The sequence below is a fragment of the Streptomyces sp. NPDC059852 genome, assembly GCF_042731455.1.
In the GTDB taxonomy this organism is placed as follows: domain Bacteria; phylum Actinomycetota; class Actinomycetes; order Streptomycetales; family Streptomycetaceae; genus Streptomyces.
The window spans coordinates 37,238-50,831 of record NZ_JBHWJK010000026.1 but is presented as its reverse complement, the minus strand read 5'-3'; the positions used below and the strand labels follow the sequence as shown (position 1 = coordinate 50,831).

1 protein-coding gene is annotated in these 13,594 nt (G+C 77.0%); it reads left to right on the top strand.

From position 1 onward, the window contains the following. Nucleotides 1–50: 50 nt before the first annotated feature. Nucleotides 51–13,571: an SDR family NAD(P)-dependent oxidoreductase gene (locus ACFV46_RS27470; RefSeq protein ID WP_385500176.1), complete on the top strand. Its 13,521-nt coding sequence runs from the start codon at nucleotides 51–53 to the stop codon at nucleotides 13,569–13,571. The last annotated feature ends 23 nt before the right edge of the window (nucleotides 13,572–13,594 follow it).

Here is a 13,594-nt window from a genome sequence, read left to right as displayed (position 1 = left end):
CCCCGTACGCCGCGGCCTTCTCTCCGCGACCCCCGAGGACATCTGTCTCCATGCCTGCGCACGCGTCCCCGAAGCAGTTCCCCGATCCGCCCCTGCGCACCCCGCAGGACGTCCGGGCCTGGCTGGAGTCCGCCGTCGCCCGGGCGACCGGACTCGACCCGGACTCCGTCGACCCCGACCGTCCCCTCGCCGAACTCGGCCTCGGATCACGGAAGTTGGTGACCCTGGCGGCCGACCTGTCGGCGCTCACCGGCCGGCCCCTCGACCCCTCCGTGGTCTTCGACCACCCCACGATCGCGGCGCTCTCGGAAGCCGTCCTCGACGACCGGCCCATCACCCCGGCCGCACCCCCGGAACGCGACGGCACGGACCCGCACCGCCACGACGACATCGCGATCATCTCCATGGCCTGCCGGCTGCCCGGCGCCGAGGACCCCGACGCCCTGTGGCGGCTCCTCGACGCGGGCCGGGAAGCCGTCGGTGACGCGCCCGCGGGCCGCTGGGACACCGGCGACCTGTACGATCCCGACCCGGAGGCGACGGGCAAGGCGTACTCCCTGCGCGGCGGCTACCTCCGCGACATCGACCGCTTCGACGCCGCGTTCTTCGGGATCTCCCCGCGCGAGGCGGCGGCCATGGACCCCCAGCAGCGGCTCCTGCTGCGGACGAGCTGGGAGGCCGTCGAACGCGCCGGCATCGTCCCCGCCACCCTGAACGGCAGCTCCACCGGCGTCTACGTCGGCCTGTACGACGGCGGCTACCTCGCCTCGGCCGGCCTCGGCCGACTCGACGGGCACGTCGGCACCGGCACCGCGCCCAGCGTCGCCTCCGGGCGCATCGCCTACACCCTCGGCCTGCGCGGACCCGCCGTCACCGTCGACACCGCCTGCTCCTCCTCCCTGGTCGCCCTGCATCTGGCGGCACGGGCGCTGGCGGGCGGCGAGTGCGACCTCGCGCTGGCCGGCGGCGCCACCCTGCTGCTCACCCCGCGCGGGCACGTCGAGTTCAGCCGGCTGCGCGGGCTGTCGCCGTCCGGGCGGTGCAGCCCCTTCTCCGCCGACGCCGACGGGGTCGTCTGGGCGGAGGGCTGCGGTGTCGTCCTCCTCAAGCGGCTCGCGGACGCCCGCCGCGACGGCGACCGGGTCCTCGCCGTCGTCAAGGGCTCCGCGATCAACCAGGACGGCCGCAGCCAGGGCCTGAGCGCCCCCAGCGGACCCGCCCAGGAACGCGTGGTGCGGGCCGCGCTCGACGCGGCCGGGCTGCGGCCGCACGACATCGACCACGTCGAAGCGCACGGCACCGGCACCCCGCTCGGCGACCCCATCGAGGGCCGCGCCCTCGCCGCCGTGTTCGGCCCGGACCGCCCCGCCGGCCGGCCCCTCGGCATCGGGTCCCTGAAGTCCAACATCGGGCACACGCAGGCCGCCGCGGGCATCGCCGGCGTCATCAAGACCGTCCTGGCGCTCCGGCACGAGCGGATACCGGCGTCCCTGCACGCCGGGACGCCGACCGGGCACATCGACTTCGAGCACGGCGGACTGCGCGTCCTCGACGAGGCACGCCCCTGGCCGCGGGAGTCCGGACGGGTGCGGCGCGCAGGAGTGAGCGCGTTCGGCATCAGCGGCACCAACGCCCATGTCGTGCTGGAGGAGGCCCCCGACGCACCGGAGCCCCGGCCCGCCGACCCGCCCGGTGCCGCCCTGTTCCCGCTCTCCGCGCGCGGCCTCCCGGCGCTCGGCGCCCAGGCGGCCCGGCTGCTCGACCACCTCGACGCCCGGCCCGACCTGCCGCTGCCCGCCGTCGCCGCCACCCTCGCCCACCACCGCACCCACTTCGAGCACCGGGCCGTCGTCCGGGCGGCCGACCGGGACGGCCTGCTGCGCTCCCTGCGCGCGCTCGCCGAGGGCACGGCCGACGACGGCCTCGTCACCGGCCCGCCCCGGACGGCCCGCACCGGCAAGGTGGCGTTCGTCTTCCCCGGCCAGGGCTCCCAGTGGCCCGGCATGGCACGCGACCTCCTCGACCAGGACCCGGTGTTCGCCGACGAGCTCGACCGCTGCGACGCCGCCCTGCGGCCCTTCACCGGCTGGTCGGTGACCTCCGTCCTGCGCGGTGACCCCACGGCCCCCGACCCCGACCGCGTCGACGTCGTCCAGCCGGTCCTGTTCGCCGTGATGGTGTCGCTGGCCGCCGTGTGGCGGGCCCGAGGGGTCCGCCCGGACGCCGTCGTCGGGCACAGCCAGGGCGAGGTCGCCGCGGCCTGCGTCGCCGGTGCCCTCAGCCTCAACGACGCCGCCGCCGTCGTCGCCCTGCGCAGCCAGGCCCTGACCGGCCTGTCCGGCACCGGCACCATGGCCGTCGTCGCGCTGCCGCACACCGAGGTGGAACGCCGGACGGGCGACGGCGCGATCACCGTCGCGGCCGTCAACAGCGGCCGCTCGACGGTGGTGTCGGGAGCCGTGGACGCCGTCCGCGCCCTCGTGGAGGGCCTGGAGCGGGAGCAGGTCTTCGCCCGCGTGCTCGACGTCGACTACGCCTCGCACAGCGACCGCGTCGAGCCGGTGCGCGACACCGTCCTCGACGAACTCGACGGCGTGCTCACCCAGCCCACGTCCGTCGCCTGGTACTCCACGGTCACCGCGGCACCGGTCACCGACGAACTGGAAGCCGAGTACTGGTACCGCAATCTGCGCGAACCCGTCCGCTTCGCACCCACCGTCGAGCGCATGATCGCGGACGGCCACCGCTGCTTCGTCGAACTCGCCCCGCACCCCTCGCTGCTGACCGCCCTGGGCACCATCGACGAGAACCTGGTCGCCGTGGGCTCGCTGCGCCGCGACGAGGACGGCCCCGCCTGCCTGGACCGCGCCGCCGCCGCGCTCCACGTCCACGGCCACGGCGTCGACTGGCGCCGGCTCGTACCGCCCACCGCCCCCGTCGACCTGCCCACCTACGCCTGGGACGAGCAGCGCCACTGGATCGAGGCCGCCGCCCCCGCCGACGCGCCGGGCCTGTTCGACCGGGCCGCGCACCCGCTGCTCGGCATCCAGCTCCGCTCCGCCGACGAGACCCGCTGGACCTTCCGCGACGAGTGGTCCGCCTCGACCGCCGACTGGCTCGCCGACCACACCGTCCACGGCCGTACGGTCGTCTCCGGCACCACCCTGCTCGAACTGTGCCGCGCCGCCCTCGCGGTGGCCCGCCCGGACCGGCCCGCCGACGTCGCCGGGCTGCTGCTCCTCACCCCGCTCACCCTGCCCGCGAGCGGCACCACCGAGGTGTCCGTCGAGGTGAGCACGGCCGGGCCCACGGCCGAGGTCACCGTCCACAGCCGGCCGCGCGGCCCGGAGAGCACCGACTGGACCCTGCACGCCACGGCGTCCGCCGCCGAGCCGGCCGAGCCGCCCGCCGGTGAACCGCCCGCCTGGCCCGAGGAGTCCGCGCCCGCCTGGGCCGAGGACACCTACGCCCGCCTCGCCGCCGCCGGCCTCGGCTACGGGCCCGCCTTCCAGGGCGTACGGGAGGCCGTCACGACCGGCGCCGGGACCGTCCTGGCCCGGCTCTCCCTCCCGGCCGCGGCCCGGGACACCGCCGACCCGTACCCGGTCCACCCCGCCCTGCTCGACGCCGCCCTCCAGGTGGCCGCCGCCCTCGAACCGCTCGACGGCCGGCGGGTGCTGCTGCCGGTCGCGATGGCCCGCTGCGTCCTGCCGCCCGGCGGGGCGACGGACCTGCTCGCCGTCGTCCGCAGCACCCCGGAGCCCGGCGAGGACGTCGTCCTGGACATCACCCTGTGGGACACCGACGGCTTCCCGGCCGGCCGGCTGGAGGGCGTGCGCCTGCGGGCCGCGCACCCGGCCGAGCTGACCGGCGGCGCGGAGCACGGCCGCCATCTGTACGAGGTGGCCTGGACGCCGGTGGGCACAGCGGGAACCGTACGGGCGGAGACGCCCGCCGGTACCGTCGTGCGCCGCTGGCCCGCCCCGGAGCCCGGCGCCGACCCGGCCGCCACGGCCCACGCGACGGCGACGGCGGCGCTGGGCGAACTGCGGGCGCTGATCGCCCTCCCTCCGGACGAGGCCCCCGCCCGTACCGTCTGGGTCACCACGGGCGCCGTCGCGGCCACGGCCACCGACACCGCCGCCGGATACGCGGGGTCCGTGCTGTGGGGCCTGGTCCGCGGGGCCCGGGCCGAACACCCCGACCTGGGACTGACCCTGGTCGACGTCGACACGGACGACCGGGAGCTGCCGCTCTCCGCCGTCGTGGACACCGGCGAACCCGAACTCGCCCTGCGCGGCGAGCGGTTCCTCGCCCCCCGCCTCGTCCGGGCCCGTCCCGCCCCGCCCGGCGACGCGCCCGTCATCCCGACCGACGGCACCGTGCTGATCACCGGCGGCCTCGGTGCCGTGGGCCGCCGCATCGCCCGCCTCCTCGCCGAACACGGGGTGCCGCGGCTCCTGCTGACGTCACGTCGGGGACCTGAGGACCCGCGTGCCGGTGAGGCGACGGCCGAACTGACCGCGCTCGGCGCCCAGGTGGAGATCGCCGCCTGTGACGTCGCCGACGAAGCCGCCCTCTGCGATGTCCTCGCCCGCGTTGCGGAGGAGGCACCCCTGCGCGGCGTCGTCCACTGCGCCGGTGTCCTGGCCGACGGCGTGCTCGCCGAGACGACCCCGCAGCGGCTGGCCGAGGTCCTGCGGCCGAAGGCCGACGGCGCCGCCCATCTGCATCGCCTCACCGCGGGCCTCGACCTCGGCCTGTTCCTGCTCGTCTCCTCCGCCGCGGGCGTCGCCGGCAGCCCGGGACAGGCCAACTACGCGGCCGCCAACGCCTTCCTCGACCAGCTCGCCCACCACCGGCGCGCCCGCGGCCTGCCCGCCCTCTCCGTCTCCTACGGCGCCTGGGCGGGGGAGGGGCTGGCCGCCGAACACGCCGACCTGGAGCGCATGGCCCGCCTCGGCCACCGCGCCCTCACCCCCGACCAGGGCGCCGCCCTCACCGCACTCGCCCTGCGGCACGGCAGCGCCCACCTGGTCGCCTGGTCCCTCGACCTGCCCCGGCTGCGCGCCGCCGCGCCCGCCGGCGCCCTGTGGCGGTCCCTGCTGCCCGCCCAGACCTCCGCAGAGGCGGGGGGACCCACCCTCGCCGACCGGCTGTCCCGGCTGCCCGAGAGCGAACGCGCCGCCCGCGTCCTCGCCCTGGTCCGCGAGGAGGCCGCCCAGGCCCTCGGTCTGCGCTCGGCCGACGCGGTCCGCCCCGACCAGCCGCTGCGCGACCTCGGCATGGACTCGGTGACCGCCGTCGACCTGCGCAACCGCGTCGGCACCCGCATCGGTGCCCGGCTCCCCGCCACCCTCCTCTTCGACCACCCCACCCCGGCCCGGCTCACCGACCACCTGCTGACCACGGTCCTCGGCCGTCCACGCCCGGCGACGACCGCGCGACCCACGCCCACACCCTCCGCGCAGGAGCCGGTGGCCCTCGTCGCCATGGCCTGCCGGCTGCCCGGCGGCGCCCGCGATCCCGAGGGCCTGTGGCGGCTCCTCGCCGAGGGCCGGGACGCCGTCGGGCCGTTCCCGGACGCACGGTGGGACGTCGAGGCGCTGTACGACCCCGACCCGGACGCGCCCGGCAAGTCCTACGCCCGTGAGGGCGGGTTCCTCGACGACATCGACTCCTTCGACGCCGCGTTCTTCGGCATCACCCCGAAGGAGGCGGCGGCCATGGACCCCCAGCAGCGCCTGCTCCTGGAGACCGCCTGGGAGTCGCTGGAACGCGCCGGCATCGTCCCCGCCGACCTCGCGGGCAGCAGCACCGGCGTCTACGTCGGTATGTTCGGCAGCGACTACCTCTCCGGCACCCGGCTCGACCAGCTCGACGGCTACGTCGGCACCGGCTCCGCCCTCAGCGTGGCCTCCGGGCGGCTCGCGTACACGCTCGGGCTGAACGGCCCCGCCCTCACCGTCGACACCGCGTGCTCGTCCTCCCTGGTGGCCGTGCACCTGGCGGCGCAGGCGCTGCGGTCCGGCGAGTGCGACCTCGCGCTCGCCGGCGGTGTCACCCTGATGGTCACTCCGGGGACCTTCGTCGAGTTCAGCCGGCTGCGCGGACTGTCCCCGACGGGCCGCTGCCGCTCGTTCTCCGACGCCGCCGACGGCGCCGTGTGGGCCGAGGGTGCCGGCATGCTCGTCCTCAAACGCCTCGGCGACGCGCGGCGCGACGGCGACCGGGTGCTGGCCGTGCTGCGCGGCACCGCCGTCAACCAGGACGGCCGCAGCCAGGGCCTGTCCGCGCCCAACGGCCCCGCCCAGGAACGGGTGATCCGCCGCGCCCTGGAACAGTCCGGGCTGCGCCCCGCCGACATCGACCACGTCGAGGCGCACGGCACCGGCACCACCCTCGGCGACCCGATCGAGGCGGGCGCGCTCGCGGAGGTCTTCGGCGCCTCCCGCCCCGAAGGGCGTCCGCTGTACGTCGGCTCGCTGAAGTCCAACGTCGGGCACGCCCAGGCCGCGTCCGGCGTCCTCGGCCTGATCAAGGTCGTGCAGTCCCTGCGCCACGGCACCCTGCCGCGCACCCTGCACGCCGATCCGCCCAGCCGGCACGTCGACTGGGACCACAGCGGGCTGCGCCTGCTGCACGAGGAGACCGCCTGGCCCGCCTCGGCGGACCGGGTGCGGCGCGCGGGGGTCAGCGCGTTCGGGATCAGCGGCACCAACGCGCACGTGATCGTGGAGGAGGCCCCGCCCGCGCCCACCCCCGCGCCGCAGCCCTCCACGGGCCCACGGCTGTTCGTGCTGTCCGGCCGCGACGAGGCCGCTCTGCGCGGGCAGGCCGCCGCCCTCGCCCGGCACCTGGCCGGCAGCGGCACCGACCTGCACGACGCCGCCCACACCCTGGCCCGCCACCGCAGCCACTTCGAGCACCGCGCCGCCCTCGTCGCCGACGACCGCGACGAGCTGAGGACCGCCCTGACCGACCTGGCGGCCGGCCGGCTCTCCCTGCCCCGCCGTCGCGAGGACCCCACCGGCAAGGTCGCCTTCCTCTACGCCGGGCACGGCGGCCAGTGGCCCGGCATGGCCCTGGACCTGATGGCCGACTCGGAGGAGTTCGCCGCCGAACTGACCCGCGTCGACGAGGCGGTGCGGCGGCACGCCGGCTGGTCCGTGCTCACCGCGCTGCGGGCACCCGAGGAGTTCTCCCCGCTGGAGCGCACCGAGTACCTCCAGCCGGTGCTCTTCGCCGTCAACGCGGCGCTCACCGCCGCCTGGCGCTCCGTCGGCGTCACCCCGGACGCCGTGGCCGGGCACAGCCTCGGCGAGATCGCCGCCGCCCACAGCGCGGGCGCCCTCTCCCTGGAGGACGCCGTCGCCGTCGTCACCGGCCGCGCCCGGGCCGTCGTCCCCCTCGCCGGACGCGGCGGCATGCTCTCCCTCGACGTGCCGCGCGACCGCGCCGAGGAACTGCTCGCCCCCTACGCCGGGCTGCTGTTCGTCGCCGCCGTCAACGGCCCCGAAGCCACCGCCGTGTCCGGCGACGCCGGCGCCCTGGCCGACCTGCGCCGGAGCCTGGACGAACGGGGCGTGCGGGCACGGCCGCTGTCCACGCCGTTCGCCTCGCACACCCCGCTGACGGCCCCGATCCGCGAGGACCTGCTCGCCCGGCTCTGCGATGTCCGGGGCACACCCACGGCGATCCCGCTGTACTCGACGGTCCTCGCCGAGCCCGTGCCCGGCGAGAGCCTCGACGCCGCGTACTGGTACGCCAACCTCAGCGAACCCGTCCGCTTCGCCGACACCGTCCGGCGCCTCCTCGACGACGGGCACCGCTACTTCGTCGAACTCAGCCCGCACCCGTCGCTCGGCGCCGCCGTCGAGGCCGTGGCGGCCGAGGCCGGCGTCGACGCGGTCACCGTCGGCACCCTGCGCCGCGGCGCGGGCCGGCGCGACACGCTGCTGCGCTCCCTGGGCGCCCTCCACACGGCCGGCCACACCCCCGACTGGACGGCGCTGTTCCCGGGGGACCGCCGCGCCGACCTGCCGACCTACGCCTTCGCCCGCGCACGCCACTGGCTCGCCCCGGCCCCGGCGACCGCGCCGGGCACCTCACCGCTGCTCGGCGCGCATGTCGAGGCCAGCGACGAACCCGGCCGGCACCTCTTCCAGACCGAGGTGGACCTGCGCGACAGCCGCTTCGCCTATCTCACCGACCACCGCGTGACCGGCGAGGTGTGGCTGCCCGGCGCTGCCTTCCTGACCATGGCGCTGGAAGCCGCCCGCGCCGTCCAGGACGGCGGCGACGTACGGCTCACCGACGTCGCCTTCCTCCAGCCGCTGCGCCTGGACGCCTCCCGGCCGGTCCGGCTGCAACTCGTCCTACGGCCCGCCGTCGACGGTGTCCGGGACTTCACCGTCTCCGCCGCCCCGGCCGGTGACCCGGACGCGCGCTGGGAACGGCATGTAACCGGCCGCGTCACCACCGCCCCGGCCGCCGCCACCGAGGACGACCCGGCCGCCCTGCGCGCCCGCTGCGACGAACCCGCCGACGTCACCGCCCTGCACGCCGCCCTGGCCACGCTCGGCATCGAGTACGGCCCCGCCTTCCAGGGCCTGGAGTCGGGCCGCCGTTCCGCCACGGCCGCCGTCGCCCGTCTCACCGACCGGCCCGCCGCCGGGCACCTGATCCACCCCGCCGTCCTCGACACCGCCCTCCACACGGCCGCCCTGCCCGCCGACGCCCCGCAGGGCCGCGCGTTCGTCCCGGCCGGCGTCGGCGACCTCCGCCACACCGGGCTGCGCACCGCCCCCACCCGGGTGACCTGCGCCCTGCGGACCGTCTCCGGCGACACCGCCACCCTGGACCTCCGTCTGTACGACGAGGAGGACCAACTCGTCCTGGAGGCACGCGAGTTCCGGCTCGCCGCGCTGTCCCCGCTCGACGGGGCGCTGTTCGAGACGCGCTGGCGGCCCCGCCCGGCCGCCGCCGAACCCCCCGCACCGGGCACCTGGCTCGTCCTCGCCGACGCGACCGGCGTCGCCGCCGACCTGGCCCGGCGCCTGGACGGCTCCACACCCCACGTCATCGCCCGCGCGGGCGGGGAGTTCACCGAGGAGGGACCCGGCCGGTACGTGCTCGACCCGGCCGACCCGGACCAGCTGGCCCGGCTGCTCGACGAGGCGTTCGGGCACGAACCTCCCCGGCACGTCGTGCAGTTGACCGCGCTCGACGCCCCCGCGGTCGAGGACGGGGCCACAGCCGGGGAGGCCGCCCGGCTGGGCTGCCTGAGCACCCTGCATCTGGTGCGGGCCCTCGCGGACCGGGCCTGGGCACCCCGCCTCCACATCGTCGTCCGCGGCAGCCAGGCCGCCGGCGACAGCACGGACGTCACCCACCCCCAGCAGGCGCTCGCCTGGGGCTTCGGCCTCGCCGTCGCCCAGGAGCACCCCGAACTGCGGACCACCCTGGTCGACCTGCCGCCCACCGGCGGCACCGACGACCTGTGGACCCAGCTGCGCCACGCCGACGACGAACGCCTCGTCGCCCTGCGCCCCGGCGGACGCCACGTCCCCCGGCTCGCCCGGACCCGCCCCGACGACGCCGGACACCCCACCCCGTCCGGCGCCCACCTGATCACCGGCGGCCTGGGCGGCCTCGGCCGCGTGGTCGCCGAACGGCTGGCCGCGCGGGGCGCCCGCCGGCTGGCCCTGCTAGCCCGCAGCGCCCCCGCAGAGGACGCCCTCACCTGGATCGACGGGCTCCGCGCACGCGGGGTCACCGTGCACGTGGCCCGCGCCGACGTCACCGACCGCGCCGCCCTCACGGCCGCGCTGGACGGCGTACGCGCGGCGCTCGGGCCGATCACCGGGGTGGTGCACACGGCCGGTGTCCTCGACGACGCCACCCTCGCCCACCTCGACGCCGACCGCGTCACGGCCGTGCTCGCCCCCAAGGTCCTGGGCACCGCCCTGCTGACCGAACTCCTCCCGGAGGCCGACGACTTCGTGCTGTTCGCGTCCGCAGCCGGGCTGCTCGGCTCCGCCGGGCAGAGCGCCTACTGCGCCGCGAACGCCTTCCTCGACGCGTGGGCCCACCACCTCGCCCTGCGCGGACGCCGGGCCCTCAGCCTCGACTGGGGTGCCTGGGCCGGCGTGGGCATGGTCGCGGGGTCCGACGCCCGCGCCGCGCAGACCGCCCGCTCCGGGCTGGTCGCCCTCTCCGCCGGGGACGGCGGTGAACTCTTCGAACGGGTGCTGACCACCTCCCGTCGGCAGCTCGCCCCGCTCAATCTGGACTGGGAGCTGCTCGCCCTCGACCCCGACGCCGTCCGCACCCGCCCCCTCCTCGCCGACCTGGTGACCCTGCCCGCCCCGGCCACCGGCACCGACGACCTCGTCGAGAAGGTGCTCGCGGCCGCCGACGACGCCGAACGGGCCGTCCGACTGGAGGCGTACGTCCGGGCCCGGATCGCCGAGGTCTCCGGCGGCACCGCCCAGGTCCCCGCGACGACGGCCCTGAAGGAACTCGGCCTCGACTCGCTGATGCTGGTGCGGCTGCGCAACGCCTTCGCCCGCGACCTCGGCGTCGACCTCCCCGCCGCCACCGTCTTCTCCGCCTCCGACCTGCGCGGTCTCGCCGAGGCGCTGCGCACCGCCCTGCCCGGGCGGACGGACACGGCACCCGAGAGGCCGGACGGCCCGGCCGAGGTCCCCGACGAGGAACGCCTCCCCGCGACCCGTGACGTCGTACGGCTGCTGCGCAGCGCCCGGCCCGGCATGCCGGACGCCGCCCACGCCGTCGGTCTCGCCGTACGCCTCACCGCACCCGTCACCCGCGCGACCCTGACCGGCGTCCTCGACCGCCTCGTCGCCCGGCACGCGGCCCTGCGCACCGCCGTCACCGACGCGGACGGCGGCGGGCGCGTGCTGCGCGTACGACGGGACCTCGCGGCGACACCGCTGCGCTGGACCGTCGTCCCCGACGGCACGGAACCGGACGCCGCCGCACGGCTGAGCGCCCTCCTCGAACCGCCCTTCGACCTGGCCACGGCACCCCTGTGGCGCTTCGAACTGCTGGACTGCGGTGAGCGCGGCCAGATCCTCGTCTACGGCGCCCACCACGCCGTCAGCGACCTGCAGTCCCTGCTGCTGGTGGCGGGCGAGATCGACGCCGAGCTGACCACGGGACCGCTCGGTGACACCGTCACCAACCGCGAGGCGCACCAGCTGGTCGAGGCACAGCGCGCCGACGGGCCCGGCGGCACGGACGGGTGGCACGACATGTTCCGGGGCAGCGCCCGCCTGGACCTCGCCCTGAGCCGGCCCCGCCCCGAGGCCCGCACCTACCGGGCCGGGAGTATCACGCTGCCGATCCCCGAGGGGCTGGCCGAGCGGATCGCGGCCGCCGCGAGCACGCTGGCCGTCACCCCGGCCGCCTTCTGCCTCGGCGTCCTCACCGTCCTGCTGGCCCGCAGGCGCGAACGGGAGCGCTTCGTCCTCGCCGTGCCCGTCGACACCCGCATCCACGCCGACGCCTACGACGCGGTGGGCTTCTTCGGGGTGCCGGTGCCCTTCCCCGCCGAGGCGCGGGCCGGGGAGCGGATCGAGGAGGTGCTGCGCCGCACCGACGGACGCCTGGAGAAGGTGCTGACGAAGGGCGCGATGTTCTCCGACGTGCTTCCGGTGCTGGCCGAGGAGGGCCTGTACCGGGCCGAGGCGCCCCTGGTCGAGGTGTACTTCAACTACGTCCGCTCCGGCGGCGGCCTGAAGGCCCTGGAGGTGCTGCCGGCCGGGACCGGCTACTCCGACCTCGACCTGATGGTCACCATGACACCGGACGCCGGCCGCGTCCGGCTCGACCACAACCTCGACATCCTGGACGCGGGGGCCGCCACCGGGCTCGGCGAGGAACTGCTGCGGCTCCTCGCGGACACGGCGGACGACCCCTCCGGCCCGGTGCGCGCCCCGGCACCGGCCGCGGGACCCGGCCACCGGCTCGCCCTCGCCGCCACGTTCGCCCTGGGCAACCTGCCGCGGATGTGCGAAGCGGCCCTCGGCGCGGCGGCGCCCGGCGCCCCGGTCAGCGTCGCCGAAGCCCCGTACCACCAGGTGCCGGCCGCCCTGCGCGACCCGTCGGGCGTCTTCGCGGACCCGGACACGACCGCGGGCCTCGTCCTGGTGCGGGCCGCCGACCTCGAGCGCTTCGGCCCCGTCGACGACGACGCGCTGGCCGAACTGCGCGCGGCCTACACGGGCTCCGTCCGTGCCGCCGCCGAACGCCGCCGCGCCCCGCTCGTCGTCGGCGTCCTGCCCTGCGCCCACGCCGGGGAACGCCTCACCCGCTGGGAGCGGGAGGTCGCCGCCGACCTGGCCGAGGTGCCCGGCGTCGCCGTCCTCGGGCCGGACGCCTGGACCCGGGGCCACGGCGTGGACCAGCCGTTCGACGAACGCACCGAGCGGCTGGGCCATCTGCCGTTCACGGCGCCGTTCCAGGCCGCGGTGGCGCTGCGCCTGGCCGAGGCCGTCCGCGCCGCGCACCGACCGGCACCCAAGGTGATCGCCGTCGACGGCGACGAGACCCTGTGGGGCGGCGTCGCCGGCGAGGCGGGCCCCGAAGGCGTCGAACTGGGCGGCGCGCGGATCCGGTTGGCCCGGCGGCTACTCCAGTGGCGGGCGGCGGGTGCGCTGCTCGTGCTGGTCAGCAACAACGACGAGGACACCGTCCGCGCCGTGCTGGACCGCCCGGACGGCCTGCTGAGGACGGAGCACTTCAGCGTGATCTCCGCCGCGTGGGAGCCGAAGCCGGACCGGCTGGCCGAGGCGGCCCGCACCCTCGGTCTGGGCCTGGACAGCTTCCTGTTCCTCGACGACAACCCGGCGGAAATCGCCCGGATGCGCGCCGCCGCACCCCAGGTGCTCTCGGTGACCTGCCCGGACGCCGGCGAACTGCCCGCGTTCCTTGACCGGTTGTGGCCGGTGGTCCCGGTCGCGGCCACGGCCGAGGACGCGCTGCGCGCCCGGTTCTACGCACAGGAACGGCGACGGGACGCCGTACGCGAGGAAACCGGGTTCGAGGAGTTCCTGGAGCAGCTGCGGCTGGAGGTCGACGTCCGGGCCCTGACCGACGCCGACGTCGGCCGCGCCGAGCAACTGGTGCGCCGCACCAACCAGTTCACCCTGCGCGCCCGCTCCGCCGACGGCGGAGACGTCCGCCGCTGGCGCGAGCACGGCGAGGTGTGGACGGCGTCCGCCCGCGACCGTTTCGGCGACTACGGCCAGATCGGCGTCCTCGCCCTGCGCGGCGACGGCGACCGGCTCGACGTCACCGGCTGGCTGCTCAGCTGCCGCGCCCTCGGGCGGGGCGTCGAGGAACGCCTCCTGGACTGGCTGGCCGGGCGCGCCGAGGAGCTGGGCTGCGCCGAGGTCCGGCTGACGGCCGAGCGCACGCCCCGCAACACACCGGCGCGCCGGCTGCTCGCCGCCCTGGGCGGGGGCGGCCTGGACGACGACCGACTGGAGGCCGTCGTCACCCCGGACCGGCTGCGGGCGTTCCGCTCCTGGCGGCGGGCGTGACGGCGGCGGCTGCCATCGACATA

Bases quoted from the DNA above. Each gene is read 5' to 3' on its own strand.
- ACFV46_RS27470 (WP_385500176.1), top strand. From the start codon at position 51: ATGCCTGCGCACGCGTCCCCGAAGCAGTTCCCCGATCCGCCCCTGCGC.